The sequence below is a fragment of the Mycobacterium sp. ACS4331 genome (assembly GCF_001667265.1).
In the GTDB taxonomy this organism is placed as follows: domain Bacteria; phylum Actinomycetota; class Actinomycetes; order Mycobacteriales; family Mycobacteriaceae; genus Mycobacterium.
This window is the reverse complement of sequence record NZ_LZHW01000078.1, coordinates 47,523-73,838: the sequence shown is the minus strand read 5'-3', so window position 1 is coordinate 73,838 and position 26,316 is coordinate 47,523. Positions and strand designations below refer to the sequence as shown.

General features: G+C 69.1%; 25 protein-coding genes. 18 read left to right on the top strand and 7 right to left on the bottom strand.

Annotation, left to right across the window (positions count from 1 at the left end):
- Nucleotides 1-29: 29 nt before the first annotated feature.
- The 6 genes from A5727_RS18765 (at nucleotide 30) to A5727_RS18740 (ending at nucleotide 4,685) form a co-directional block, all read left to right on the top strand.
- Nucleotides 30-1,193 carry a glycosyltransferase gene (locus A5727_RS18765; protein WP_068253114.1) on the top strand — a complete coding sequence of 388 codons (1,164 nt, stop codon included), beginning with the start codon at nucleotides 30-32 and terminating at the stop codon, nucleotides 1,191-1,193.
- Nucleotides 1,194-1,202: 9 nt separating this feature from the next.
- Nucleotides 1,203-1,397, top strand: a complete 195-nt coding sequence (locus A5727_RS18760) for a DUF3046 domain-containing protein (protein WP_068252974.1) — start codon at nucleotides 1,203-1,205, stop codon at nucleotides 1,395-1,397.
- A 13-nt stretch (nucleotides 1,398-1,410) separates the two neighbouring features.
- Nucleotides 1,411-2,112, top strand: coding sequence for an alpha/beta fold hydrolase (locus tag A5727_RS18755; RefSeq protein ID WP_068252971.1), 702 nt, complete (start codon nucleotides 1,411-1,413; stop codon nucleotides 2,110-2,112).
- Nucleotides 2,113-2,263: 151 nt separating this feature from the next.
- Complete coding sequence (gene recA / locus A5727_RS18750) at nucleotides 2,264-3,316, top strand: recombinase RecA (protein ID WP_068252968.1); 1,053 nt, start codon at nucleotides 2,264-2,266, stop codon at nucleotides 3,314-3,316.
- On the top strand, nucleotides 3,285-3,809 hold the full coding sequence (recX, locus tag A5727_RS18745) for a recombination regulator RecX (protein WP_068252965.1): 525 nt from the start codon (nucleotides 3,285-3,287) through the stop codon (nucleotides 3,807-3,809). Before recA ends, recX begins: the two co-directional genes overlap by 32 nt.
- Before the next feature lie 54 nt (nucleotides 3,810-3,863).
- Nucleotides 3,864-4,685 (top strand): TIGR03560 family F420-dependent LLM class oxidoreductase, encoded by an 822-nt coding sequence (locus A5727_RS18740; protein ID WP_068252962.1) that lies wholly within the window; start codon nucleotides 3,864-3,866, stop codon nucleotides 4,683-4,685.
- Nucleotides 4,686-4,689: 4 nt separating this feature from the next.
- Here A5727_RS18740 and A5727_RS18735 read toward each other — a convergent pair whose 3' ends face one another.
- From A5727_RS18735 to A5727_RS18720, 4 genes are read right to left on the bottom strand one after another with little or no spacing between them, the layout of a single operon-like run.
- Nucleotides 4,690-5,550: an amino acid ABC transporter permease gene (locus A5727_RS18735; protein ID WP_068252959.1), complete on the bottom strand. Its 861-nt coding sequence runs from the start codon at nucleotides 5,548-5,550 to the stop codon at nucleotides 4,690-4,692.
- Nucleotides 5,550-6,230: an amino acid ABC transporter permease gene (locus tag A5727_RS18730; protein ID WP_068252956.1), complete on the bottom strand. Its 681-nt coding sequence runs from the start codon at nucleotides 6,228-6,230 to the stop codon at nucleotides 5,550-5,552. Before A5727_RS18730 ends, A5727_RS18735 begins: the two co-directional genes overlap by 1 nt.
- A 43-nt stretch (nucleotides 6,231-6,273) precedes the next feature.
- Entirely contained in the window at nucleotides 6,274-7,086 is an 813-nt protein-coding gene (locus A5727_RS18725; protein ID WP_068252953.1) for a glutamate ABC transporter substrate-binding protein, read from the bottom strand.
- 17 nt (nucleotides 7,087-7,103) lie between these two features.
- Complete coding sequence (locus A5727_RS18720; protein ID WP_068253111.1) at nucleotides 7,104-7,832, bottom strand: amino acid ABC transporter ATP-binding protein; 729 nt, start codon at nucleotides 7,830-7,832, stop codon at nucleotides 7,104-7,106.
- A 129-nt stretch (nucleotides 7,833-7,961) separates the two neighbouring features.
- Between A5727_RS18720 and miaB the strand changes: the two genes are divergently transcribed.
- Both miaB and A5727_RS18710 read left to right on the top strand, forming a co-directional pair.
- Nucleotides 7,962-9,491 carry a tRNA (N6-isopentenyl adenosine(37)-C2)-methylthiotransferase MiaB gene (gene miaB, locus A5727_RS18715; RefSeq protein ID WP_068252951.1) on the top strand — a complete coding sequence of 510 codons (1,530 nt, stop codon included), beginning with the start codon at nucleotides 7,962-7,964 and terminating at the stop codon, nucleotides 9,489-9,491.
- The gene (locus A5727_RS18710; protein ID WP_068252948.1) at nucleotides 9,488-10,063 is read left to right on the top strand and encodes an Rv2732c family membrane protein; all 576 of its coding nucleotides are present in this window, start codon (nucleotides 9,488-9,490) and stop codon (nucleotides 10,061-10,063) included. Before miaB ends, A5727_RS18710 begins: the two co-directional genes overlap by 4 nt.
- On the opposite strand, the gene A5727_RS18705 is transcribed toward A5727_RS18710, so the two are convergent.
- The gene (locus A5727_RS18705) at nucleotides 10,060-11,400 is read right to left on the bottom strand and encodes a DUF349 domain-containing protein (RefSeq protein ID WP_068252945.1); all 1,341 of its coding nucleotides are present in this window, start codon (nucleotides 11,398-11,400) and stop codon (nucleotides 10,060-10,062) included. The genes A5727_RS18710 and A5727_RS18705 overlap by 4 nt on opposite strands.
- Nucleotides 11,401-11,498: 98 nt before the next feature.
- On the opposite strand from A5727_RS18705, the gene A5727_RS18700 reads away from it, so the two are divergent.
- From A5727_RS18700 to hflX, 5 genes are read left to right on the top strand one after another with little or no spacing between them, the layout of a single operon-like run.
- Nucleotides 11,499-12,380, top strand: a complete 882-nt coding sequence (locus A5727_RS18700) for a DMT family transporter (RefSeq protein WP_068252942.1) — start codon at nucleotides 11,499-11,501, stop codon at nucleotides 12,378-12,380.
- A 10-nt stretch (nucleotides 12,381-12,390) separates the two neighbouring features.
- Nucleotides 12,391-13,074, top strand: coding sequence for a class III extradiol ring-cleavage dioxygenase family protein (locus A5727_RS18695; protein ID WP_068252939.1), 684 nt, complete (start codon nucleotides 12,391-12,393; stop codon nucleotides 13,072-13,074).
- On the top strand, nucleotides 13,071-13,976 hold the full coding sequence (gene miaA, locus A5727_RS18690; RefSeq protein WP_068252936.1) for a tRNA (adenosine(37)-N6)-dimethylallyltransferase MiaA: 906 nt from the start codon (nucleotides 13,071-13,073) through the stop codon (nucleotides 13,974-13,976). The genes A5727_RS18695 and miaA overlap by 4 nt, the downstream gene beginning before the upstream one ends.
- 4 nt (nucleotides 13,977-13,980) lie before the next feature.
- Nucleotides 13,981-14,850 carry a diaminopimelate epimerase gene (dapF, locus tag A5727_RS18685; RefSeq protein ID WP_068252933.1) on the top strand — a complete coding sequence of 290 codons (870 nt, stop codon included), beginning with the start codon at nucleotides 13,981-13,983 and terminating at the stop codon, nucleotides 14,848-14,850.
- A 49-nt stretch (nucleotides 14,851-14,899) separates the two neighbouring features.
- Nucleotides 14,900-16,312, top strand: a complete 1,413-nt coding sequence (gene hflX, locus A5727_RS18680; RefSeq protein WP_068252930.1) for a GTPase HflX — start codon at nucleotides 14,900-14,902, stop codon at nucleotides 16,310-16,312.
- An 8-nt stretch (nucleotides 16,313-16,320) separates the two neighbouring features.
- On the opposite strand, the gene A5727_RS18675 is transcribed toward hflX, so the two are convergent.
- Nucleotides 16,321-17,970 (bottom strand): PE-PPE domain-containing protein, encoded by a 1,650-nt coding sequence (locus A5727_RS18675; RefSeq protein ID WP_068252927.1) that lies wholly within the window; start codon nucleotides 17,968-17,970, stop codon nucleotides 16,321-16,323.
- Nucleotides 17,971-18,121: 151 nt separating this feature from the next.
- On the opposite strand from A5727_RS18675, the gene A5727_RS18670 reads away from it, so the two are divergent.
- The 4 genes from A5727_RS18670 to A5727_RS18655 are packed head-to-tail and all read left to right on the top strand — an operon-like array spanning nucleotide 18,122 to nucleotide 22,587.
- The gene (locus tag A5727_RS18670) at nucleotides 18,122-19,327 is read left to right on the top strand and encodes a thiolase family protein (RefSeq protein WP_068252923.1); all 1,206 of its coding nucleotides are present in this window, start codon (nucleotides 18,122-18,124) and stop codon (nucleotides 19,325-19,327) included.
- Nucleotides 19,328-19,329: 2 nt separating this feature from the next.
- Entirely contained in the window at nucleotides 19,330-19,743 is a 414-nt protein-coding gene (locus A5727_RS18665; RefSeq protein WP_068252920.1) for a Zn-ribbon domain-containing OB-fold protein, read from the top strand.
- 10 nt (nucleotides 19,744-19,753) lie between these two features.
- Nucleotides 19,754-21,976 (top strand): acyl-CoA dehydrogenase family protein, encoded by a 2,223-nt coding sequence (locus A5727_RS18660; protein WP_068252917.1) that lies wholly within the window; start codon nucleotides 19,754-19,756, stop codon nucleotides 21,974-21,976.
- Nucleotides 21,973-22,587, top strand: a complete 615-nt coding sequence (locus A5727_RS18655) for a TetR/AcrR family transcriptional regulator (protein ID WP_068252914.1) — start codon at nucleotides 21,973-21,975, stop codon at nucleotides 22,585-22,587. Before A5727_RS18660 ends, A5727_RS18655 begins: the two co-directional genes overlap by 4 nt.
- On the opposite strand, the gene A5727_RS18650 is transcribed toward A5727_RS18655, so the two are convergent.
- Entirely contained in the window at nucleotides 22,526-24,874 is a 2,349-nt protein-coding gene (locus tag A5727_RS18650) for a molybdopterin-dependent oxidoreductase (RefSeq protein ID WP_068252913.1), read from the bottom strand. The genes A5727_RS18655 and A5727_RS18650 overlap by 62 nt on opposite strands.
- A gap of 114 nt (nucleotides 24,875-24,988) precedes the next feature.
- Here A5727_RS18650 and A5727_RS18645 point away from each other — a divergent pair, with 114 nt between their 5' ends.
- Entirely contained in the window at nucleotides 24,989-26,149 is a 1,161-nt protein-coding gene (locus A5727_RS18645) for an acyl-CoA dehydrogenase family protein (protein ID WP_068253108.1), read from the top strand.
- Nucleotides 26,150-26,316 lie beyond the last annotated feature (167 nt).

Below are 26,316 nucleotides of genomic sequence, written 5' to 3'. Positions count from 1 at the left end.
AGCCTAAACCGCTGTGGCAGTCTGTGGCGATGCGTCTCGCCGTGGTTGCCGGCCCCGATCCGGGGCATTCGTTCCCCGCCATCGCCCTGTGTCAGCGATTCCGGGCCGCGGGAGCCGAGCCGACCCTGTTGACCGGGGTCGAATGGCTCGACACCGCCCGCGCCGCCGGTCTGCAGGCCGAAGAACTCCTGGGCCTCGACCCCACCGACGAGGACGACGACGCGGACGCGGGGGAGAAGATTCACCGGCGAGCAGCCCGGATGGCGGTGCTCAACGCTCCGGTGATCGGCGAACTCGCGCCCGATCTGATCGTCTCCGACGTCATCACCGCGTGCGGCGGGATGGCCGCCGAGCTGCTCGGCTTGCCGTGGGTCGAACTCAACCCCCATCCGCTCTACCTGCCGTCCAAGGGACTTCCGCCCGTGGGCAGCGGGCTGGCGCCGGGAACCGGGCTGCGTGGACGACTGCGGGACAGCCTCATGCGCAGGCTCACGGCGCGTTCACTCAAGCAGGGGATGGCGCAGCGTTCGGCGGCCCGCGTCGGCATCGGCCTGCCCGCCGACGATCCGGGTCCGCTGCGCCGCCTGATCGCAACGCTGCCCGCGCTGGAGGTGCCCCGCCCCGACTGGCCCGACGAGGCCGTGGTGGTGGGCCCGCTGCACTTCGAGCCGACCTCCGATGTCCTGACGCCGCCGCCCGGGGACGGGCCTCTGGTGGTGGTGGCGCCGTCGACGGCGACCACCGGCGCGGCGGGATTGGCCGAGCTCGCGATCGAGTCGCTGGTGCCGGGGGAGGCGCTGCCGCCGAGGGCGCGGGTGGTGGTGTCTCGGCTGGGCGGTGCGGATCTGAATCCTCCGGCGTGGGCTGTCGTCGGGTTGGGCCGGCAGGACGAACTGCTTCGCCATGCGGATCTGATGATCTGCGGGGGAGGGCACGGCATCGTGTCGAAGACCCTGCTCGCCGGGGTGCCGATGGTCGTGGTGCCCGGCGGCGGTGACCAATGGGAGATGGCCAATCGCGTTGTGCGGCAGGGCAGCGGCGAGTTGATTCGGCCGTTGTCGGGACCGGCGTTGGCCACCGCGGCGGCCAAGGTGCTTGCCTCGCGCAGCCATGCCGAGGCCGCGCGCTCGGCGGCGGCGTCGATCGCGACGGTGGCCGATCCGGTACGGGTGTGCCAAGACGCACTTGGGTAGGTTGTCGGTGTGCGACTGACCGAATTCCGTGAACTCGTCGAGCAGCAGTTCGGCGCCGTGCGGGGAGCGTCGCTGGTGGTCGATCACGTGCTGACCGGCCTGGGCGGCCAGACCGCGGCCCAGGCGATCGAGGCCGGCGTGGAACCGCGTGAGGTGTGGCGCGCGCTGTGCGCCGATTTCGACGTCCCGCGCGACCAATGGTGAGAGTATCGGCGCGGTGAGCACCTTCGCCCTGGTCCACGGCGCCTGGCATGGGGCCTGGTGCTGGGAGCTCCTGATTCCCGAACTGCACCGGCGCGGACATCGGGCCATCGCGGTGGACCTGCCCTGTGACGATCCCGCGGCCACCCTGTCCGATTACGCGGATGTGGTCACCGCGGCGCTGGACGATGATGTCGACGGGGACTCGGTCGTCGTCGTCGGGCACTCACTGGGCGGTCATGTGCTGCCCCTGGTCGCCGCGCGTCGACCGGTGGGACACCTGGTGTACCTGGCTGCGATGATGCCCGACCCGGGCCGCAGTCAGGCCGATCAGGAACGCGACGAGGGCATGCTGAATCCACGCTATCGGGGCGGCCTGAGCAGCGCGGACGGGTGTTCGCGATGGAGCGACACCGCGTTGGCGCGGGAGTTGTTGTACGCCGACTGCCCCGACGACGCCGTGGCGGCCGCGCTGGCGCGGCTGCGGCCGCAGGGCTTCGGCGTGGTACGTGAGGTCTGGACGGCTCCGTTGCCGGCGGTGCCGTCGACCTACATCGTGTGCACGGACGACCGGATTCTGGATCCGGACTGGTCACGGCGGGTGGCGGCGGAGCGATTGGGTGCCGACGTGGTGGAACTTCCCGGCGGGCACTCACCCTTCCTGTCCCGGCCCGAGGTGCTGGCCGACGTCCTGGACGCGCTGTCCGGACGCGCCTGACACGCCCGGCGCGCCTACTTGCTTTCGAACACCTGTTCGTTAATCTGGTGGAAGTTCGATCGACGACTCCACGACTTGTCGGTGCCCTGATCTAGCGTCACGGCCAACCGACCGAGAACCGGTCAACCACGACTACCGGAGAGGTACCACCATGGCGCAGCAGGCCCCCGATCGCGAGAAGGCCCTCGAACTGGCGATGGCCCAGATCGAGAAGAGTTTCGGCAAAGGCTCGGTGATGCGCCTCGGTGAGGAGGCGCGGCAGCCGATCTCGGTCATCCCCACCGGATCCATCGCCCTGGATGTCGCACTGGGCATCGGCGGCCTGCCGCGTGGCCGCGTCATCGAGATCTACGGCCCGGAATCCTCGGGTAAGACCACCGTGGCCCTGCATGCCGTGGCCAATGCCCAGGCCGCCGGCGGTATCGCGGCCTTCATCGACGCCGAGCACGCGCTGGACCCCGAATACGCCAAGAAGCTCGGTGTGGACACCGACGCCCTGCTGGTGTCGCAGCCCGACACCGGTGAGCAGGCGCTGGAGATCGCCGACATGCTGATCCGGTCGGGGGCGCTGGACATCCTGGTCATCGACTCGGTGGCCGCCCTGGTGCCCCGCGCCGAGATCGAGGGCGAGATGGGTGACAGCCACGTCGGTCTGCAGGCCCGGTTGATGAGCCAGGCGCTGCGCAAGATGACGGGTGCGCTGAACAACTCCGGCACCACCGCGATCTTCATCAACCAGCTCCGCGAGAAGATCGGCGTGATGTTCGGTTCGCCCGAGACCACCACGGGCGGTAAGGCTTTGAAGTTCTATGCCTCGGTCCGCATGGACGTGCGGCGGATCGAGACGCTCAAGGACGGCACCGACGCGGTGGGTAACCGCACCCGGGTCAAGGTCGTCAAGAACAAGGTGTCGCCGCCGTTCAAGCAGGCTGAGTTCGACATCCTCTACGGCAAGGGCATCTCCAAGGAGGGCTCACTGATCGACATGGGTGTCGAGCAGGGCTTCATCCGCAAGTCCGGGTCGTGGTTCACCTACGAGGGCGAGCAGTTGGGGCAGGGCAAGGAGAACGCCCGCAACTTCCTGCTGTCCAACCCCGAGACGGCCGACGAGATCGAGAAGAAGATCAAGGAGAAGCTCGGCATCGGCGCCGTGATGACCGACGATCTGGCCGATGACGTCCTGCCAGCCCCAGTCGACTTCTGATCCGGCCAAGCGCGCGGAGCAGGCGCGGGCACTGTGCCTGCGTCTGCTCACGGTGCGGGCCCGCACCCGAGCCGAACTCCAGGGGCAGCTGGCCAAGCGGGGCTATCCCGACGACGTCAGCGCCGCGGTGCTCGACCGGTTGACCGACGTGGGCCTGGTCGATGACGCGGACTTCGCCGAACAGTGGGTGCGCTCGCGGCGGGTCAACGCCGGAAAGGGTAAGCGCGCCTTGGCCGCCGAGTTGCGGACCAAGGGCGTCGACGACGACGTCATCGATGAGGCGCTGGCGGACATCGACGCCGGCGCGGAGCGGCAGCGGGCCGAGGAACTGGTGCGAGCCAAGCTGCGCCGCGAGCGCCTGGCCGAGGACGACGACACCAAGGTCATGCGCCGGCTGGTGGGCATGCTGGCCCGCCGCGGCTACAGCCAGGGCCTCGCATTCGACGTCGTCAACGTCGAGTTGGCGGCAGAACGCGAGCGTCGCCGGGTCTGAGGATCGCCGGAGCGTTGGCGGGTGCAGGGTGCTGACGAGGGGTAGGTTGCGGACATGCTGGTCTCCGCAAAACTTGCGCCCGTGTTCGACTATCCGGTTCTCGAACAGTTCTGGCGCAGCGCCGACGATCTGGGATTCCACGGCATCTGGAACTACGACCACTTCTACGGACTCATCGATCCGGAGCAGTCGACGTACGAGGGCTGGACGTCCCTGGCGGCCATGGCGGCGGTGACGCAGCGCGCCCGGGTCGGCTGCCTGGTCAGTTCGGTGACATTCCGGAACCCCGCTGTGCTCGCCAAGATGGCGGTGACGGTCGACCACATCTCCGGCGGCAGGCTGGAATTCGGTATCGGTGCGGGGTGGCACGAAAACGAGCACGCGGGTTACGGGCTGGCGTTTCCCAGTCCCGGGCAGCGGGTGGCGATGCTCGACGAGGCTCTGACCGTGATCCGCGGGTTGTGGGCGAACGACAGATTCAGCCACGCCGGGGAGTTCTTCACGGTCGACGACGCGCTGGCGAACCCGAAACCGCTGCAGCGGCCACACCCGCCGATCGTGATCGGCGGCGGCAGGCCCAGGATGCTGCGGGTCGTCGCCCGCCACGCCGACGAGTGGAACATGCCCTCTCAGGGCGCCGACGAATGGGCCGCGACCAGCGCGCGTCTCGACGCCGCATGCGCCGAGGTCGGTCGCGATCCTTCGGAGATCCGCCGTTCGGTGCAGCTGTTCCTGCATCCCCAGGACCCCGCGCAGGTCGACAAGGAGCTGGCCACGCTGCCGGACTACGAGGCGGCGGGCTGCCAGCACGTGGTGCTGTCGTTCTATCAGCCGCCGGACACCGAGCACCTTGAGCGGGCGGCCGCGCTGATCTAGGCGTTCAGTCGCCCGGTTCCAACGCGTGCGGCTGCACGGGTTCGGGGGTGCGCCGCGATCTGCGTAGGCGACGTTCCAGCCACGTCGCAAACGCCGAGAGGCCGAAGTTGATGGCGATCAACACCACCGCCACGACGATCAGGGCCGGGATGTAGTTGCCATAGGCGCCAGCCACATTGGTGGCCTGGCGCACGACCTCCAGATACAGGATCTGGTAGCCGATCGCGGTGTCCTTGAGCACCACGACCATCTGGGAGATCAGCACCGGCAGCATCGCGGTGACCGCCTGCGGCAACTGCACCGACCACATGGTCTGGCCCCAGCGCATGCCGAGCGCCGAGGCGGCCTCGGCCTGACCACTGGGCAGCGACTGCACACCGGCACGGATGATCTCGGCGATCACCGCGCCGTTGTAGAGGGTCAGGCCCGTGACCACACCGGCCAGCGCCTGGTACTTCGACGGCACGAGGTCGTACGCGCCGAAGATCGCGAAGCTGAAGATCATCATGATCAGCACGGGCACGGCGCGGAAGAACTCGACGAGCACCGCGGCGGGCCAGCGCACCACGGCGTGGGGCGACAGTCGCCCGATGCCGAGCAGGAAGCCGAGCACCAGCGCGGCCACGATCGAGAGCGCGGCCGCGATCAGGGTGCCCTGCAGGCCCGGCAGAAGGTAGGTCTTCCACAGGTTGGCGGTCAGGAACGGTGACCACTTGGCCGCGGTGAGCTGATCCTTCTCGGCGAACTGCCACAGCACGGCGCCGGCCACGGCCACGAGCACGATGACCGTGACGACGGTGGCGATGCGGTTGCGGGCCCGGGCGCGCGGCCCGGGTGCGTCGAAGAGGACTGAGGCGCCCGACATCAGCGTTGCACCGCCAAGCGCCGGCCCAGCCAGCCGAACAGCAGACCCATCGGCAGAGTCAGCAGCACGAAGCCGGCGGCGAAGATCGTGCCCACGGTCAGCAGGGCCGCGGTGTTCTCGGTCAACTCCTTCATCAGCAGCGCCGCCTCGGCGACGCCGATGGCCGAGGCGATCGTGGTGTTCTTCGTCAGGGCGATCAGCACCGATCCCAGCGGAATGATGACCGCGCGGAATGCCTGCGGCATCAGGATGAATCGCAGGTTCTGGGTGAAGGTGAGGCCCAGCGAACGCGCGGCCTCGGCCTGCCCGAGCGGGACCGTGTTGACCCCCGACCGGACCGTCTCGCAGACGAAGGACGCTGTGTAGACCGCCAATCCGAGCACCGCGAGCCGAAAGTTGCTGTCGGCGATGGAGGTGGTCGAATTCGGATCGACCAGCGTGATCCGCAGCGTCTGACCGAGCCCCAGTGAACAGAACACGATGATGAGCGTCAGCGGGGTGTTGCGGATGATGTTGACGTAGGCGGTGCCGATCCAGTTGAGCACCGGCACGGGCGCCAGCCGCATCGCGGCCAGCGCCGTGCCGAGCACCAGCGCGCCGACGCCCGAGTACACGGTGAGCTTGATGGTCATCCAGAACGCCGCGAAGATCGCATCGCGGTACTCGGTGAAAATCTCCATCGCGGCGTCGGAATTCCTCGTGTACTCGGGGTCAGCGGATCGATCAGGACCGGTCGATGGCGGGCGGCGTGGGGGCGGTCAGGCCGGCCGGGCCGAGGTTCTTCTCGAACGCGGCCTTCCACGCGCCGTCGGCGGCCATCTTCTCCAGGGCGTCGTTGATCTTGTTCTGCAGTTCGGTGTCGTCCTTCTTCAGGCCGATGCCGTAGCGCTCCTCGGAGAACGGTTCGCCCACGAGCTTGAGCTTGTCCGGCGCCTGCGCCACATAGCCGGCCAGGATCACCTGGTCGGTGGTGACGGCGTCGATGCCGCCGTTCTTGAGCGCGTCCACACATGCCGAGTACGTGTCATACTGCTGCAGCTGCACACCCGGGAACTCGGCCTTGATCTTCTGTGCCGGAGTGGAACCCGACACCGAGCACAGCTTCTTGTTGTTCTGCAGCGATTCCTTGCCCGTGATGTCGGTGTTGTCGGCACGCACCATCAGGCTCTGCCCCGTCAGCAGGTACGGGCCGGCGAAGGAGACCTTCTCCTTGCGGGCGTCGGTGATCGAGTACGTCGCGACGATGTAGTCCACCTGATCGTTCTGGATCATCGTCTCGCGCTGCGGCGACGGCGACTCCTTCCACTCGATCTGTTCGGGCGTGTACCCGAGTTCGCCCGCGACGTAGGTGGCCACGTCGACGTCGAAACCGCTGACGGTCCCGTCCGGGTTCTTGAACCCCAGTCCTGGCTGGTCGAACTTCGTCCCGATGACGATCTTGTTCTCGTCGCCGCCACCACCGCACGCTGTCAGCGCCAGGGGGAGGGCGGCGGCCAGCGCAATGGCGGCCGCCACACGGAATCGCATGGTGGACATAGGGTTTCCTTTCACCGTCAGTGGTTGAGGATCTTGCCGAGGAAATCCTTGGCGCGATCGGTCTTCGGGTTGGAGAAGAACTCTTCGGGTGGGGCATCCTCGACGATCGCGCCGTCGGACATGAACACCACACGGTCGGCGGCCCGGCGCGCGAACCCCATCTCGTGGGTGACCACGAGCATCGTCATGCCCTCCTCGGCCAGCGCTGTCATGACCGCCAGCACCTCGTTGATCATCTCGGGATCCAGCGCACTGGTGGGCTCGTCGAACAGCATGACCTTGGGCTTCATCGCCAGCGACCGCGCGATCGCCACCCGCTGCTGCTGCCCGCCGGACAACTGGGCCGGATACTTGTCGGCCTGGTTGGCCACCCCGACGCGCTCCAAGAGCGCCATGGCCTCGGTGCGGGCCTGCGCCTTGGGGGTCCGGCGCACCTTCACCGGCGCGAGCATCACATTCTCGACGATGGTCTTGTGGGCGAACAGATTGAAGGACTGGAACACCATGCCCACGTCCGACCGTAGCTGGGCCAGCCTGCGGCCCTCGGCGGGCAGGGCCTGCCCGTCGATCGTGATGCTGCCCGAGTCGATGGTCTCGAGGCGGTTGATGGTGCGGCACAGCGTCGACTTGCCGGACCCGGACGGGCCGAGCACGACGATCACCTGCCCACGCGAGACGTCGAGGTTGATGTCCCTGAGGACATGCAGGGTTCCGAAATGTTTGTTGACCTCACGCAGTGAGATCATCGGCACGGTGTCGAGATGGTCGGCATCGGCGGCCATGGGCCAAGACCTTACCCAGGAAACCCCCAGCGTGCCCGCAACTGGACAATCTGCGGATTGGGTCGGCGCGCAGCGCGTCCGTACCATGGTCGGGTGACTTCGGCACCGGCAAAGGATCTGTGGGCGTCAACCGAGACGTCCGGTGCCGCCGCGCGCACGTATCAGGTGCGCACCTACGGCTGCCAGATGAACGTGCACGACTCCGAGCGGCTCGCGGGCCTTCTGGAGGACGCCGGCTACACGCGGGCGCCCGAGGGATCCGACGCCGACATCGTCGTGTTCAACACCTGCGCGGTCCGTGAGAACGCCGACAACAAGCTCTACGGCAACCTCAGCCACCTCGCACCGCGCAAGGCCAGCGACCCGAACATGCAGATCGCGGTCGGCGGATGCCTGGCGCAGAAGGACCGTGACGCGGTGCTCCAGCGCGCGCCGTGGGTCGACGTCGTCTTCGGCACGCACAACATCGGATCGCTGCCGGCCCTGCTGGAGCGGGCCAGGCACAACCGCGCCGCCCAGGTCGAGATCGTCGAGGCGCTCGAGCAGTTCCCGTCGGCACTGCCGGCCGCACGCGAATCGGCTTATGCGGCATGGGTGTCCATCTCGGTCGGCTGCAACAACACCTGCACGTTCTGCATCGTGCCGTCGCTGCGCGGCAGGGAGGTGGACCGCCGGCCGGGTGACATCCTCGCTGAGGTGCAGTCCCTGGTCTCCCAGGGTGTGCTCGAGGTCACGCTGCTGGGGCAGAACGTGAACGCCTATGGCGTGTCGTTCGCCGATCCCGAGACCCCGCGCGACCGCGGCGCTTTCGCATCGCTGCTGCGGGCCTGCGGACAGATCGACGGACTCGAACGCGTCCGCTTCACCTCACCGCACCCCGCGGAGTTCACCGACGACGTCATCGACGCCATGGCCGAGACCCCGAATGTCTGCCCGGCGCTGCACATGCCGCTGCAGTCGGGTTCGGACCGCATGCTCAAGGCCATGCGCCGGTCCTACCGGGCCGAGCGGTTCCTGGGCATCATCGACCGGGTCCGGTCCGCGATGCCGCACGCGGCGATCACGACCGACATCATCGTCGGCTTCCCCGGCGAGACCGAAGAGGACTTCCAGGCCACCCTGGACGTCGTCCGGCGGGCGCAGTTCGCCAGCGCGTTCACCTTCCAGTACTCCAAGCGCCCGGGCACGCCCGCCGCCGACCTGCCCGACCAGCTGCCCAAGGCCGTCGTGCAGGAGCGCTACGAACGGTTGATCGCGCTGCAGGAGGAGATCTCCCTGCAGCAGAACGCCGCGCAGGTGGGGCGCACCGTCGAACTCCTGGTCGCCGCGGGCGAGGGCCGCAAGGACACCGCGACGTCGCGGATGAGCGGACGTGCGCGCGACGGGCGGCTGGTGCACTTCACCGCCGGGGACATCCACGTTCGGCCCGGCGACGTCGTGACCACGACCGTCACGGGGGCCGCACCGCACCACCTGATCGCCGACGCCGCGCTGTTGTCGCATCGCCGGACTCGCGCGGGAGACGCGCACGAGGCGGGGCAGCGTCCCCGCACGGTCGGGTTGGGGCTGCCGGGACTAGGCGCGCCGGAGCCTGCGCCACAGGTTGTGGGGTGTCAGCAATGAGCAGGTCCAACGGATTCGACGACTACAAGGACGACATCGAGGCGGCCGAGAAGCGCGTCGCCGGTGAGATCGAACCGGGGGCCCGGGCCCTTGTGGTCGCGATCCTGGTGTTCGTGCTGCTGGTGACGTTCATCCTGCCGCACTCCGGTGCCGCGCGGGGTGTCGACGTCCTGCTGGGGAGCCCGGCCGCGGTGGATGTCGGTATCCGCCTGCCCTCGCGTGTATTCGTCTGGCTGACTTTGGTTTTCGGTGTCGGATTCTCGATGCTGGCGCTGCTGACGCGGCGCTGGGTGCTGGCCTGGGTGGCCCTGGCGGGCACATGGCTGGCCGCCGCGACCGGCCTGCTGGCGGTGTGGACGCGCCAGACCGCCGCGGCGGGTCAACCCGGCCCGGGCATCGGCCTGGTGATCGCCTGGATCACCGTCATCGTGCTGGCGTTCCACTGGGCCCGCGTGGTGTGGACCCGCACCGCCGTGCAGTTGGCCGCCGAGGACGCCCGCCGACGCGAGGCCGCGGAGAAGCAGTCCAAGGGACTGCTCGAGGACCTCGGGCCCGACGAGCAGTCCGGCTAACGCTTCTTCGTCAGCGCACTGGCCGCGGCGTCGGCCCACTGCCGCCACTGCTCGGCGTTGGCCCTGGCCTCCTCGGCCTCCCGGGTGCGGCCCGCGGCCTCGGCCTTGGCGGCCTGCTTCTCGTACTGCTCGACCCGGGCCTGGAACTGCTCGGCGCGGGCCTGGGCCTGCGGGTCCGTCCAGTCGGCTTCGGCGGCGTCACGCACCTTCTTCTCCACTGCGCGCAGGCGCCGTTCGAGGTCCGTGCGCTCCCTCGGCACCTTCCCGATCTCGTCCCACCTGTCGGTGATCGCGCGCAGTGCGGCGCGCGCGGCGTCGGCGTCGGAGGTGTCGATGCGCTCGGCCTCGGCCAGCAGCGCCTCCTTCGCCGCTGCGTTCGCCTTGAACTCGGCGTCACGCTCGGCCGTCACGGCGTTGCGGGCCGCGAAGAATGTGTCCTGCGCGGCCTTGAACCGGCGCCACAGGGCGTCGTCGACGTCCTTGGCCGCACGGCCCACGGACTTCCACTCGGTGAGCAGGTCACGGAACGCGCCGCTGGTGGGACCCCAGTCCGTGGACCCGGACAGCGCCTCAGCGCGCTCACACAGCTTCTCCTTGGCCTGCTTGACCCCTGCGCGTTCGCGGTCGAGCTCGGCGAAGTGGGAGCCACGACGCCGATTGAACGTCTCCCGGGCCGCCGAGTACCGCTTCCACAGCGCGTCGTCGGTCTTGCGGTCCAGCCCCGTGATCGTCTTCCACTCATCGAGGATCGCCCGCAGGCGATCGCCCGCGGCCTTCCACTGCGTGGAGTTGGCCGCCAACTCCTCGGCCTCGGCGGCCAGCGCCTCCTTGCGCGCGATCTGCTCGGCGCGATGCTCCTCGCGCTTGGCCTTGGCCTCCGCAGCCGCGGATTCGGCGTGCTCGGTGATCGCCGACAGCCGGGCGGCCAGCGCGTCCACATCGCCCAGCACGCTTGCGGTGGGCAGCGTCTCAGCCAGCGCCGCGGCCGCGGCGCGGATCTTGCGCGCGTCGCCGGTGCCCGACTCCAGGCGGCGCTCCATCAGGGCGATCTCGGTGGACAGGTCGTCGAAGCGCCGCCCGAAGTGGGCGAAGGCCGCCTCGGCGTCCCCGGCCTGCCACGAACCGATGATGCGCTCGCCGGACGAGCTGATCAGCCAGACGGTGCCGTCGTCGTCGACTCGGCCGAAGCGGTGCGGATCACTGCCGGGTGCGACCGAGGTCGGCGGTGTCACGGGTGCGGCGGACGGGCGGGGTCCGGGTTTCGGACCCGGTTTCGGACCGGGGGTTGGACCCGGTGTCGGAACCGAATCGGCGTTCGTCGGATCTTGTGTGGTCATGACCAGCTGTCCCTACTCTCCACGCGGATTTCCCGCGCACTGCCGCGCGACGCGGCGCCTTCTTCTCCCACGTATTCAAGCAGGTAGTCTCCCGCGACATGGTCAAAGCCGACATCGCCGCACTCCTGGCGCTCGGCGCGGCGCTGTTCATCGCGATCGGTGACGTCATCCACCAGCGCTCCGCGAACGAGGTGCCCGACTCCGACGTCGGCCACGCGGGGCTGTTCCTGCAACTGCTCAGGGACCGTGTCTGGTGGCTCGGCAGTGGGGTCGCCGCGGTCGGATTCGTGCTGCAGGCCGCGGCTTTGGGGCTCGGATCGGTGCTGCTCGTGCAGGCCCTGCTGGTGACGTCTCTGCTGTTCGCGCTGCCCATGAGTGCGCGCGCCGCGCACAGGCGGGTGACCCGCTGGGAGTGGACCTGGGCCGCGCTGCTGGCCGCGTCGGTGGTGATCATCGTCACCGTGGGCAACCCGACGGCGGGGCAGTCCCGCGCCGATGTCGAGACGTGGGGTGCGGTCGCCGCGGTGATCGTCCCCGTGATTGTCGTGTGCGTGCTGGCCGCCAACCGGTTGCGCGGCTCCCTCAGCGCGGTGCTGCTCGGCATCGTCTCGGGCACCCTGTGGGGCGTCTTCGCGGTGCTGACCAAGGGTGTGGTGGACCTGCTCGGCAGGGGGCCGGAGGCCCTGCTGCTCTCTCCCGAGCTGTACGTGTGGGCCGCGCTGGCGGTCGGCGGGACGGCTTTCCAGCAGTCGTCGTTCCGGGCCGGACCGATCACCGCGTCGCTGCCCGCGATGACGATCACCGAACCGCTGGTGGCCTCCGTGCTCGGCGTGGTGGTGCTGGGGGAGACTCTGCGCCCGGGCGACGCCGGCTGGGTCGTCCTCGTCGCGGCGATCGCCGCGATGGTCGTGGCCACCGTCGCCCTGGCCCGCGGTGAGGCCAGGGACAGCGTCGCCCACGACTCCGAGCTGCCCGGATAACGTTGACGCCGTGCTCACAGCCGTAGCGATCATCCCGTCGGCGCCGGTGCTCGTGCCGCAGCTTGCCGGTGCCGCCGCCGACGAACTCGTCGAGGCGCGGGACGCGGTCCTCGCGTGCGCGGCCGCGCTGCCCGACCAATGGGTCTGCGTGGGTGCGGCCGCCGCCGACGCGGTCGTCGGCCCGGACGCCGTCGGCACGCTGGCCGGATACGGCGTCGACGTGCGGGTCACCCTGGGCCCCGTGAGCACCGGACCACTGACCGAACTGCCCCTGTGCGCGCTGATCAGCGGATGGGTGCGGGCACAGGTGGCGCCGCAGGCATCGGCGCACGTGCACTGCGTCGCCGCCACCCGCGACGCCGCCGCCGCGCTGAACCTGGGCGCTGACCTGCGCGCCGACATCGAGCGCTCCGACGCCCGGATCGGGGTGCTCGTGGTCGCCGACGGTCTGACCACGCTGACACCGTCGGCCCCCGGCGGCCACGACCCCGACTCGGTCGCCACGCAGGCCGCACTCGACGACGCGCTCGCCGCTGGCGACGCCGAGGCGCTGGCCGCGCTGCCCGACGGCGTCGTGGGCCGGGTGGCGTATCAGGTGCTGGCGGGTCTGCTCCCGCGCCCCCGTCGGGCGCAGGAGCGCTACCGTGGCGCGCCGTACGGCGTCGGCTACTTCGCGGGTGTCTGGCGGCCATGAGGCCCATCGCCGTCATCGGACCCACCGGCACCGGCAAATCCGCCCTGGCCCTGGACCTGGCCGAGTCGCTGGGCGGTGAGATCGTCAACGCCGACGCCATGCAGCAGTACCGGGGCATGGACATCGGCACCGCGAAACTGCCCGTCGCCGAGCGCCGCGGCATCCCACACCACCAGCTCGACGTGCTCGACGTCGTCGAGACGGCGACCGTCGCGCGCTATCAGGAGGCCGCGTCGGCGGACATCGAGGATATCGCGGCCCGCGGCCTGGTGCCCGTGATCGTCGGCGGGTCGATGCTCTACATCCAGTCACTGCTCGACGAGTGGGTGTTCCCGGCCACCGATCCGCAGGTGCGGGCCCGCTGGGAGGCCCGCCTGGCCGAGGTCGGCACGGCCGCTCTGCACGCCGAACTGGCCCGGCGGGACTCCGCCGCGGCCGAGGCGATCCGTCCCACCGACGGTCGGCGGATCGTGCGGGCACTCGAAGTCGTCGAGCTGACCGGGCAGCCGTTCGCGGCGTCCGCGCCGACGATCGGCGCGCCCCGCTGGGACACCGTGATCATCGGATTGGATTGGGACACCGAGGTTCTCGACGAGCGCCTGCGGTTGCGCACCGACATGATGTTCGATGAGGGACTGGTCGAGGAGGTGCGCGCGCTGCTCTCGGAGGGACTGCGCGACGGCGTGACGGCCTCGCGGGCACTGGGGTATGCGCAGGTGCTCTCCGATCTCGACGCCGGCGGCGACGGTCAGGCCGCGCGGGAGCCCACATTCATCGGCACGCGCCGCTATGTGCGCAGGCAGCGTTCGTGGTTCCGCCGGGACCACCGCGTGCGGTGGCTCGACGGCGCGGCCCCGGACCTGTGCGATTCGGCCTTGGCCGCGTGGCGGCACGTATCCTGAGCGGGTGAAGTTCGCCAAGGGACACGGCACGCAGAACGACTTCGTCGTGCTGCCGGATCCTGCTGCCGAACTGGATCTGACCCCCGCGCGCGTCTTCGCGCTGTGCGACCGGCGCCGCGGCCTGGGCGCCGACGGTGTACTGCGCGTGACGACGGCGGGTGTGGCGCGCGACGCAGGCGTGCTCGCGACCCTGCCCGACGGTGTCGGCGCCGATGACTGGTTCATGGACTACCGCAACGCCGACGGGTCGATCGCGGAGATGTGCGGCAATGGCGTGCGTGTCTTCGCGCACTATCTCGTGGCGTCCGGCCTGGTCAGCGACCGGGAGTTCGTCGTCGGCACCCGCGCGGGTGCGCGGCCGGTGGTGATCCACGGCTTCGATCCCGTCACCGCGGAGGTCACGGTCGACATGGGCAAGGCCAATCAGTTTGGCGCGGGCACCGCCACGGTGGGCGGACGTGAGTTCACCGGCGTGGCCGTCGACGTCGGCAATCCGCATCTGGCCTGCGTCGACCCGCAGCTGAGCCTTGCCGACCTGATGGCACTCGACGTCGCCGCACCCGTGCAGTTCGACGCCGCGCTGTTCCCGAACGGCGTGAACGTCGAGGTGCTGACGGCACCGGTCGACGGTGCGGTGTCCATGCGCGTGCACGAGCGTGGAGTCGGGGAGACCCGGTCCTGCGGAACCGGCACGGTGGCCGCGGCGGTCGCGGCGCTGCGCCACGCGGATGCGGCCACCGGCACCGTGGTCGTGCGAATTCCCGGCGGTGAGGTCACGGTCACCGTCACCGACGCGACCAGCTGGCTTCGTGGGCCCTCGGTGCTGCTGGCCCGCGGTGAGATCTCCGACGACTGGTGGAGTGCGCCCGCTTGATATTCGTTGGCCGTCGGGCATCCGGGCATGACACCATCGGGTCCTGCCTATGACTGAACATCCGCGCTTTCCCTATGAGCCCACCGCAGGTGAGCTGGCCCTCGACGACCGGTCGGCCCTGCGCCGCGTCGCCGGACTGTCCACCGAACTCGAGGACATCTCCGAAGTCGAGTACCGGCAGCTGCGACTTGAGCGCGTGGTCCTGGTCGGGGTCTGGACTGAGGGCAGCGCCGCCGACGCCGAGGCCAGCCTGGCCGAACTGGCGGCACTGGCCAAGACCGCCGGCTCGGAGGTGCTCGAGGGCCTCATCCAACGCCGCGACAAGCCCGACCCGTCGACCTACATCGGCTCCGGCAAGGCCGTCGAGCTGCGTGAGGTCGTGGTCGCCACCGGCGCCGACACCGTGATCTGCGACGGTGAGCTCTCGCCCGCGCAGCTGACGGCGCTCGAGAAGGCCGTCAAGGTCAAGGTGATCGACCGCACCGCGCTGATCCTCGACATCTTCGCCCAGCACGCCACCAGCCGCGAGGGCAAGGCGCAGGTGTCGCTGGCCCAAATGGAGTACATGCTGCCGCGACTGCGCGGTTGGGGTGAGTCGATGTCCCGGCAGGCCGGTGGCCGGGCCGGTGGCGCGGGCGGCGGCGTCGGTACGCGCGGACCGGGTGAGACCAAGATCGAGACCGACCGCCGCCGCATCCGGGAGCGGATGTCGAAGCTGCGGCGCGAGATCAAGGACATGAAGAAGATCCGCGACACCCAGCGCGGCAGCCGCCGGCGCAACGATGTGCCGTCGGTGGCCATCGTCGGCTACACCAACGCCGGCAAGTCCAGTCTGCTCAACGCCCTGACCGGTGCCGGCGTGCTGGTCGAGAACGCACTGTTCGCGACGCTCGAACCCACCACGCGCCGAGGCAGTTTCGACGACGGGCGGCCGTTTGTGCTGACCGACACCGTCGGGTTCGTCCGGCATCTGCCGACTCAGCTTGTCGAGGCCTTCCAGTCGACGCTGGAGGAGGTGCTCGACGCCGACCTGCTGGTGCACGTCGTCGACGGCTCCGACGTCGATCCGCTCGGACAGATCAAGGCCGTGCGGGAGGTGGTCAACGAGGTGCTGGCCTCGCATGACGCGGCACCGCCGCCAGAGCTGTTGGTGGTCAACAAGATCGACGCCGCCGATGATCTCGCGCTGGCCAAGCTGCGACGCGCGCTGCCCGGGGCTGTGTTCGTCTCGGCGCACACCGGTGACGGCCTGGAACGGCTGCGGCAGCGGATGGGTGAGATGGTCGAGCCCACCGACGTCTCGGTGGATGTGACCATTCCCTACGACCGCGGCGAACTCGTGGCCCGCGTGCACGACATCGGCCGGGTGGACGCCACCGAGCACACCGAGGGCGGGACCCGGATCAAGGCGCAGGTGCCCGCCGCTCTGGCCGCGAGCCTGCGCGAGTTCGCGACCGTCTAGTCGGACTTCTACGCCGCGGGCTTGTCCGCGGCCGGCTTGTCCGCCGTCTCGGAGGCCGCAGCCTTCTTCGCGCCGAACCGTGACTGGGCCCGCTCTGTCCTAGCCGCAGCCCGGTCCGCGGCCTTCTTGATGGCCGTCTCGACGGCCTTGGGCGGCGGTCCCAGCACCCTGCGGGCCACCTTGGCCAGATCGCGCACGGGCTGGACGTCGGACTGCGGAGTGTCAGCGTCAGCGTCCGCGCCGGGTGTCACGGAGTCGTCCTCAGACTTCTTCACCGACACCAGCTTCGGCAGCTTCAGGGCGGGCAGCGTCGGCAGCGCCACGATGGACTTTGCCGCCGTGGTGGTGTCGTCCTGTGGATCTCCGACCACCGTCGTCTGCGGGTCCGGGATCTCGGTGGTGCCCGTGCCGTCGTTCTGAGCGCGGGCCGTGACGGTCAGCGTGTCCGCCGGGTCGCTCTCATCGCCCCACATCCGCGGCAGGTCCGGGATCTTGTGGTTCGGGTCGTTGATCGTCGCGATCGCCGCGTTGATGCCCTCCGGAATGTCGTTGATCAGGTCGACGACCAGCTTCACCAGGTTCACCCGCGGGATCAGGGTGAACGGTGTGGGCCGGCCGTAGTCGTCACGGATGTAGGCGGTTTCGATCAGCGTCTGGGTCAACGGCTGCAGCAGCGCGACGACGGGGTTGATGAGCCAGCTGGTGCCCGTCGAGGAACCCAGGTCGATGAAGGGCTGGAACAACGGCAGCGAGGTCGCGGCCAGCGTGACGTAGACGGTGTCGCCGTGCCGCTGGCAGTTCGCACCGGAGGGGTCGGCCTGGCAGGCCGCGATGGCCCCCTCGATGTCGGCCGCGTCGTAACCGTAGGGGAGCTCGCCCTCGGGTTCGGGGCGCCCGCGCGGGTCCAGATAGGTGCCGTGCACGTACTCGAAGCCGAGCGCGGCGTTGAGAACCGCCAGCAGATTCCACGGCACCGCCGGGAAGTCCGCCACGCCGTCGTACTGGAATGCGATGTCGGTGGTGTTCACCGTCGGCGAGGTGTTGGTCGGCGTCGGTTGGCCGAACGTCGCGTCCAGGATCGGCACGGTGCCGAACATCGCGAGGCGTTCGAACAGACCGCCGTTGGGCCGGTTCGGGTTGCCGATCAGGACGAACCGCACATTGTCGGGAAGGCCCGGCATCCCTTCGGGTGGGTTGGCCAACTGCCGCTTGACGATGCTGGCCACCGTCGCACCCTGCGAGTAGCCGAAGATGACGACCTCGTCGCCGGGACCGGCGGCGGCCTGTGCCTCGCCGTAGAGGGACGACAGCGACACCACGCCGTTCTGCACCGAGTCGTTCCACTTCGCGCCCTCCAGGCCACCCCATCCGGCGAAGGGGAACGGCCAGAACTGGGCGGTGTAGGGCACTCCGACGGCGCAGTCCACGTCGGAGGTGCAGGGATCGATCGCGCTCCAGGAGGGGTTCACGTAGTTGTTGACGGCGTTCTTGAGGTAGTTGGTGGAGGCGTCGGGATTCGACGTGCCCGTACCCGGGACGACAAGGGCCGTGTTGGCCGCCAGGGTGATCGCGGCCTGCATCGTTCCGGTCAGCGCAAGCACCATCGCACTGACGAACGCGATCACCACCACCGTGATCGAACCGACTGTTGAACGCATCTGTGTCCGCATAATCCTGTCCTTGCCGGCCGACGCTCGTCGGGCGCCAGGGAATCTTTGCACCGACGCATGAAGATCACTGTCAATTCCGCCAAACCGTGTGTCGCACCCCAAAACAGGAATGAGATTTCAATTCCTCTACGCTGGGGGCATGGGTCTGAGAGGCGAGGCCGCGATCGTGGGCTTTCACGAGCTGCCGTGCGAGCGCATGCCGTCCGGTGCGCCGGAGTTCACCATCGAGCAGTGGGCCAGGCTGGCGGCGGCGGCCGTGGCCGACGCGGGACTGAGCGTCGAGGACGTCGACGGACTGGTGACCACCGGAGTGTTCGAATCCGAACTCTTCGTGCCCTCAACGGTCGTGGAGTATCTCGGGATCAAGGTCAATTTCGCGGAGTACGTCGACCTCGGCGGCGCGAGCGCGGCCGCGATGGTGTGGCGCGCCGCGGCCGCGATTGAGTTGGGCATCTGTGAAGCGGTGCTGTGTGCCATCCCGGCCATCTACCTCACGCCCATGCATGAGCAGCGGCCGCCGAACATGGGCGACGCGGTGTACTACGGTGCCTCGAGCTTCCGGTATGGATCGCCACAGGCGGAGTTCGAGATCCCCTACGGGTACCTCGGCCAGAACGGGCCGTATGCGCAGGTTGCCCAGATGTACGCCGCCGCATACGGATACGACGAACGCGCGATGGCCAAGATCGTCGTCGACCAGAGGGTCAACGCCAACCACACCGCGGGCGCGGTGTTCCGCGACAAGCCGGTCACGGTGGACGACGTGCTCGCCAGCCCGATCATCGCCTCACCGCTGCACATGCTCGAGATCGTGATGCCGTGTATGGGCGGATCGGCGGTCCTGGTCACCAGTGAGCGCCTGGCCCGCAGGGGCCGCAACCGGCCCGTCTGGATCAAGGGCTTCGGCGAACGCGTGCCCTACAAGTCACCGGTCTACGCCGAGGAACCGCTCAACACACCCATGCAGCACATCGCCCCCAAGGCCTTCGGCATGGCCGGACTCACCCCGGCTGACATGGACATGGTGTCGATCTACGACTGCTACACCATCACCGCACTGCTGACGCTCGAGGACGCCGGCTTCTGCGAGAAGGGCAAGGGCATGCAGTTCGTGACCGACCACGACCTCACCTTCCGCGGTGACTTCCCGATGAACACAGCCGGCGGCCAGCTCGGCTACGGCCAACCCGGCAACGCCGGCGGAATGCACCACGTCTGCGACGCCACCCGCCAACTCATGGGTCGCGCCGCCGACACTCAGATCGCCGACTGCAACCGGGCCTTCGTCTCCGGCAACGGCGGCGTGCTCAGTGAGCAGGAAGCTCTGATCCTGGTGGGGGACTGACCATGACCGCACTCGAACGTCCGATGCCGCTGCCGACCCCGGTCTCTGCGCCCTACTGGGACGGGCTGCGCCGCGGTGAGGTGTGGATCCAGTACTCGCCGTCGTTGGGGCGCTACGTGTTCTACCCCCGCGTCCTGGCGCCCGGCACACTGGCCGACGACCTGGAATGGCGCCAGATCTCCGGTGCGGGCACCCTGGTCAGCTTCGCCGTCGCACAACGCCCTGTGGCGCCACAGTTCGCCGACGCGGTGCCGCATCTGCTGGGGATCGTGCAATGGGACGAGGGACCGCGCTTCGCCACCGAACTCGTCGACGTCGCACCCGAGGAACTCGAGGTCGGCATGCCCGTCACGCCCGTGTTCGTCGACGTTCCGGACCACGACGTGACGCTGCTCAAGTACGCGCCGCGCCGGTGAAGGAGACGATGTGGCCCTGGCACTGAGCGATGAGCAGGCGCAGTTGGCCGCTGCCGTGGCGGGCTTCGCCACGCGTCACGCGCCGATCGCGCAGACCCGCACACAGTTCGACGAACTCGCCGCCGGCACCGTCCCGTCGTGGTGGAACGCCTTCACCGCACAGGGTTTCCACGCCGTGCACCTGCCGGAGGCGGCGGGCGGGCAGGGCGGCGGTCTGACCGAGGCCGCCTGCGTCCTCGATGCCGCCGGGTACGCCCTGCTGCCCGGACCGGTTCTGTCGACCATGATCGCCGGTGCGGTGGCGGCGGCACCCGGCGCCGGTCCCGTGCTGCGCGCGCTGGCCGCCGAGATCGCTGCGGGTGCCACGGCCGTCGTGGTGCTGCCGGAGTCCGGTCAGCTGACGGCCACCCCCGTCGACGGCGGTTGGGAGCTGACGGGCCTGGTCGGACCCGTGATCGGGCTCGCGGGTGCCCAGCGGATCGTCGTCTCGGCACACACCGAGGCCGACACCGTGTGGACGGTGCTGCGCACCGACGGTCACGGTCTGAGTGTCGTCAGCGAGTCGGGTACCGACCTGACCCGCGATGTCGCCTGCCTCAGGGTTGAGCAGCACCTGATCGGCAGCGCCGCGGTGGCGGACGGTGTCGACGTCGAGGCCGCGCGGTTCGCCGCGGTGGCGCTGACCGCGGCCGAGGCGGCCGGCGTCGCCCGGTGGTGCACGGACAACGTCATCGCGCATCTGTTGGTCCGGGAACAGTTCGGCCAGCCGATCGGCGCATTCCAGGCGCTGCAGCACAGGGCCGCAGCGCTCTATGTCGACAGTGAACTCATCGCGGCGTCGGCCTGGGACGCGGCCCGCGCGGCCGAACAGTCCGCAGCGCAGCGACGCATCGCGGCCTCGGGCGCTGCCATCGTGGCCAACGCCAAGCTGCCTGACCTGGCCCTGGATGCGCTGACCATGTTCGGGGCCATCGGCTACACGTGGGAACACGATATGCACCTCTACTGGCGCCGGGCGATCAGCCTGTCCGCGGCCAGTGGACCGCTGGGCCCGTGGGCCCGGCAACTCGGTGAGCCTGCGGCGCCGACCCGTGACTTCTCCATCCAACTGCCCGACGTCGAGACGGAGTTCCGGTCGCGCATCGTCGAGATCCTCGACCACGCAGCGACATTGGTCAACGACCAGCCCGGCCGGCAGAGCCCCGACTACGCCAACCTCTACACCGGTGCGCAGCGCGATGTGCTGGCGGCCGCGGGCCTGCTGGCACCGCACCTGCCCGCTCCCTGGGGGCTGGACGCCACCCCTGTCCAGCAGTTGATCATCACCGAGGAGTTCGAGCGCCGCCCCGAGGTGGTCCGCTCGTCACTGGGCATCGCCGAGTGGATCCTTCCGACGATCCTGGCCTTCGGGACCGAGGAGCAGCGCGAGCGGTTCGCCGAGCCGATCCTGCGCGGAACCCACGCCTGGTGCCAGCTGTTCAGCGAGCCGGGCGCAGGATCGGATCTGGCGTCGCTGAGCACGCGGGCCACCCGGGTCCAGGGCGGTTGGCGCATCGACGGCCAGAAGGTGTGGACGTCGTCGGCGCATCGCGCGGACTGGGGTGCACTGCTGGCGCGGACCGATCCGGAGGCCCGTAAACACAAGGGGATCGGCTACTTCCTCGTCGACATGACCACACCCGGGATCACGGTGCGGCCGCTGCGCACGGCCACCGGCGAGGCGCATTTCAACGAGGTGTTCTTCGACGACGTGTTCGTGCCCGACGACATGCTGGTCGGCGCCCCGGACGCGGGTTGGTCGTTGGCCCTGGCGACCATGGCCAACGAACGCGCCGCGATCAGCGGGTACATCAACAACGACCGGGAGTCGGTGCTGCGCGACCTCGCCGAGCGCCCCGGGGTTGACCGCGAGGCCCTGCTCCGCGCCCTCGGAGAGGTCCGCGCCGCCACGAATGCGATCGCCGCACTGAACCTGCGCGACACGCTGTCTCGGCTCGCGGGGCACTCGCCGGGCCCCGCGACCAGCATCGCCAAGGTCGCCACCGGCGCGGTGCTGCGCCGGATCGGCACCGCCGCTTTGGAATTCGCGGGTCCCGGGGCGTTGATCCATGGGGTGGGCGACACCGCGGTGGCGCACACTCTGCAGTTGCCCGCCGAGATCATCGGCGGCGGCACGCGGGAGATCCAGTTGAACATCATCGCCACCATGATCCTGGGACTGCCGCGACGATGACCGGCGGTCCGGTCAGTCTCGCGGGGGCGTCGGACGAACTGCCCGAGTACAAGCGCGCGCGCCGCAGGCAGATCGTCAACGCGGCCCTTGCGGCGCTCAAGGAGCACGACTACGAGCAGATCCAGATGCGCGACGTCGCCGAACGCGCCGATGTCGCGCTCGGCACCCTGTACCGGTACTTCGGATCGAAGGAGCACGTCTACGCCGCGGTGCTTCAGCAGTGGGCGCAACCGGTTTTCGTCGCCGACGACTCGGACTCGCGGCCTGCGGTCCAGCGTCTGCGCGCCAAGGTCCGCGCCATCGTCACGAGCTTCGAGAAGCGGCCACGATTCTTCAAAGTCTGTCTTCTGCTGCAGAATACGACCGATCCGGCGGCCGCTCAGATGATGGACGAGTTCGCCGAGGTGGCGGTGCGCACCCTGGCGTATGACTTCGCGGCACTGGGGGAGCAGGAGGCCCACGACGCCGCTGTGATGCTGTGGGGCATCATCAACACCGTGCTGTCCGCGGCGATTCTGCGTGGCCACCCGATGGCGCACGCCCACCGGATCAGCGAGGCGTTCGTGGATCTGGTGGCGCCGCGGTTTCCGGACGACCAGCGCGGGCCGTGATCCGCGGCGGCTCATGGGCCCGCACCGGGGGCAGGGCGCCGGTGTACTTCTCCACCTGCACCAGCACGTGCGCTCCGGTGCACCCGTGGGCCAGCGCCGAGGTTCCGACGTCATCGGTGAGCACATTCGGATTGCCGTGCGCGCACAGCGAATCCGGGTACGCCGGATCGACCGGGTCATACCACGCGCCGGTGGCCAACTGAACCACCCGTGGTCGCACGCCCTCATCGAGGACGACCCCGGCCAGGCACGCGCCGCGATCGTTGAACACGCGCACCACATCCCCGGCGTCGAGGCCGCGTTCCGCCGCGTCCCGCGGATTCATCCGGATCGGTTCACGCCCAGCCACTTTCGACGCCTGGCTGGTGCTCCCGGCGTCCAGTTGGCTGTGCAGTCGGGAGGCCGGCTGGTTGGCCAGCAGGTGCAGCGGGAACTCGGTGGCCCGCGCCCCGCCGAGCCATTCGGTCGGCTCATACCAACGCGGGTGGCCCGCGCAGTCGGCGTAGCCGAAGCCCGCGATGTCTTCGGAGTGGATCTCGATGCGTCCGCTGGGTGTGGCCAGTGGATGCGCGGCCGGGTCGGCCCGGAACTCCGACAGCAGTGTCAGTCCCTCCTCGACCGGCAGCTCCAGGTGCCCCCGCTCCCAGAACTCGCCGAAGGTGGGCACGGTGAAGTCGAGCTGTGCGGCCCATGTGGTGTACATGTGCTCGAGCCATTCCCGTTCGGTGCGGCCCTCGGTGAACGCCTCGCCGAACCCCAGCCGGTACGCCAGGTCGGCGAAGGTCTGGTGGTCGTTGCGCGCCTGGGCGTACGGCGGCGCCAGGGCGGGCATCGCGACCAGTCGAGGGTCGTTGCGAGAACCCGAGAAGTCGTCACGCTCATACGGTGTTGTGGAGGGGACGACGATGTCGGCGTGCTTGGCCATCGCGGTCCAGTACGGGTCGTGGACGACGACGGTGTCCGGCCGGCTCAGCGCGCGCCGCAGTCGGGGGATGTTCTGGTGGTGGTGAAACGGGTTGCCGCCGGCCCAGTACACGCACCGGATGTCGGGATAGCGCAGGCGCTGGCCGTTGTAGTCGAACGGCTCGCCCGGGTGCAGCAGCATATCGCTGACGGCCGCCACCGGAATGAACGTCTGCACCGGATTGGGGCCCTGCGGCAGGCGCGGCAGGCGGCAGCGCACCGGTGGCAGGCCGGGCTCGTTCATCGATCCGTAGCCGTGGCCGAAACCGCCTCCGGGAAGCCCGATCTGACCGAGCATCGCCGCCAGTGTCAGGCCCATCCACGGGGCCTGCTCGCCGTAGCGGGTGCGCTGCAGTGACCAGCTGACGGTGACGATGGTGCGCCCCGCCGCCATCCGTCGGGCCAGGGCGCGCAGCGTGTCGGCGGACACCTGACTGATCCGTGCGGCCCATTCCGCCGACTTGGGCACGCCGTCGTCGTGGCCGAGCAGGTGGGCCTCGAACACCTCGTAGCCCGTGCAGAACTCGCGCAGGAACTCCTTGTCGTGCAGGCCCTCGCAGACCAGGGTGTGGGCCAGTCCGAGCATGATGGCCACATCGGTGCCCGGGACGGCCGCCAGCCAGTCGCACGGACCGTCGACGTCGTCGCGCAGCGGAGAGACCGACACGATGTGCCCGCCGCGGGCGCGGAACCGCGTCAACGCCTCGCGGACCGGATGCGCCGTGGTGCCGCCGTCGTTGATCGCGGTGTTCTTCAAGGGCACGCCGCCGAAGCAGACCAGCAGATCGGTGTGCTCGGCGATCACGTCCCAGCTCGTCGAGCGGGTGAACAGGTTGTCGTGCGTACCCACCACGCGCGGCATGATCACGCCGGTGGCGCCGAGGCTGTAGGAGTGCCGCGAGAACGTGTATCCGCCGAGCAGTTTCAGAAACCGGTGGACCTGGCTCTGCGCGTGGTGGAACCGCCCCGCGCTGGACCAGCCGTAGGAGCCGCCGTAGACGGCCTCATTGCCGTACGTGTCGACGACCCGGCGCAGCTCGGTGGCGAGCAGTTCGGTCAGCTCCGGCCAGGACAGCTCGACGAACTCGTCGGAGCCGCGTGAGCCGGTGGGCCCGGGGCCGTGCTCGAGCCAGCCGCGCCGCACCGCCGGGGCGGCGATGCGGGACCGGTGCCGGATCGACCCGACCAGGTTCTGAAGCAGCGGGGACGGGTCGGTGTCGTAGTCGGGGGCGGTGACGGCGGTGATGTCGCCGTCGGCGACGTCGGCATGGAACGCACCCCAGTGGGTCAGGCTCATCGGTGCGGTGTCGCCGCGCGCACTCATGGCTCCCGAGTCTAGGTGCGCAGGTCGGCGGGGGCGATTCCCGACCAACCACCCGGTTGGTATATCGTCGTGCGCAAGTTTCGCAGTCTGATCAAACCCGCCCCGGAGGTCCCCGTGAGCAACGCCGTGAAGTACCAGCGCACCCTGTTCGAGCCCGAGCACGAACTCTTCCGCGAGTCGTACCGGGCGTTCCTGGACAAGCATGTCGCGCCGCACCACGAGCAGTGGGAGAAGGACAAGATCGTCGACCGCGGTGTGTGGCTCGAGGCAGGCAAGCAGGGCTTCCTGGGTATGGCCGTGCCGGAGGAGTACGGCGGTGGCGGCAACGACGACTTCCGCTACAACACCGTGCTGGTCGAGGAGACCGTTGCGGGCCGCTACAGCGGCCTGGGGTTCTCACTGCACAACGACGTGGTGCTGCCCTACTTCCTGCGGTTGGCCAACGAGGAGCAGAAGCAGCGCTGGCTGCCCGGATTCTGCACCGGCGAGCTGATCACCGCGATCGCCATGACCGAACCCGGCACGGGAAGCGACCTGCAGGGCATCAAGACCCGTGCGGTCAAGCAGGGGGATCACTACATCCTCAACGGCTCCAAGACCTTCATCACCAACGGCATCAACTCCGACCTCGTGATCGTCGTTGCGCAGACCGACCCCGACAAGGGTGCGCTGGGCTTCTCGCTGCTGGTCGTCGAGCGCGGCATGGAGGGATTTGAGCGCGGTCGCCACCTCGACAAGATCGGCCTGGACGCCCAGGACACGGCGGAACTGTCCTTCACCGACGTCAAGGTGCCCGTGGAGAACCTCCTCGGCGAGGAGGGGCAGGGTTTCGTCTACCTGATGCAGAACCTGCCGCAGGAGCGCATCTCGATCGCCATCATGGCCGTCGCTGCGATGGAGGCGGTGCTCGAGGAGACCATCCAGTACACCAAGGAGCGCAAGGCCTTCGGAAAGCCGATCGGCAACTTCCAGAACAGCCGTTTCCTGCTGGCCGAACTGGCGACCGAGACGACCGCCATGCGGATCCTCGTCGACGAGTTCATCCGGATGCATCTGTCGGCGCACCTGTCGGCCGAGCAGGCCGCGATGGCCAAGTGGTACACCACCGAGGCTCAGGTCAAGCTCATCGACCGCTGCCTGCAGCTGCACGGTGGCTACGGCTACATGCGCGAGTACAACGTTGCCCGGGCCTACCTCGATGCCCGCGTGCAGACCATCTACGGCGGCACCACCGAGATCATGAAGGAGATCATCGGGCGCAGTCTGGGTATCTGACCCACGGCCCATTCAGGGCCGAAAACTTTAACCGTCGCGTATCGAATCCGCGCTTTCGGGTCCCAGATGCATGTTATTTGCGTTACGTATGGGTATTCTGTGCCGGATGAGGTTGGCCCGTCTACGACTGTGCCCTGAATTCGGGTCGGTCCTCGCAGGCTGACGAT